The sequence below is a fragment of the Planococcus sp. RAB007_Raresut genome (assembly GCF_057369535.1).
In genome coordinates this window covers 1-270 of the sequence record NZ_JBXYIF010000115.1, presented here as the reverse complement: position 1 = coordinate 270, position 270 = coordinate 1, and the positions used below count along the sequence as shown (strand labels likewise).

The 270-nt window shown below is 51.5% G+C and carries 1 protein-coding gene; it reads right to left on the bottom strand.

Annotated elements, in window-relative coordinates; all coding sequences use genetic code 11:
- Nucleotides 1-105 precede the first annotated feature (105 nt).
- The coding region (locus AC2Q9J_RS17955; protein ID WP_499042044.1) for an SsrA-binding protein at nt 106-270 on the bottom strand (165 nt) is incomplete at its 5' end.

Genomic DNA, 270 nt, shown 5'->3' with positions numbered 1-270 from the left:
CCTCGACACGCCACATACGACCGACCTACCCCCGTCGAATCCATAACGTCCCCGGGGTGGTAATTGGTACTCTATTTAATATACCACAATTAGGATCCGTTGTCACTATTTTTGCCGATCGCGCATCGCACGGTCGACGTCACGCTTCGCGTCTTTCTTCTTCAAGTCCTCTCGTTTGTCGTACTTCTTCTTCCCTTTTCCGACGCCGAGCAGGCACTTGGCGAACCCGTTTTTGATATACACTTTGAGCGGGATAATCGTGTAGCCGTC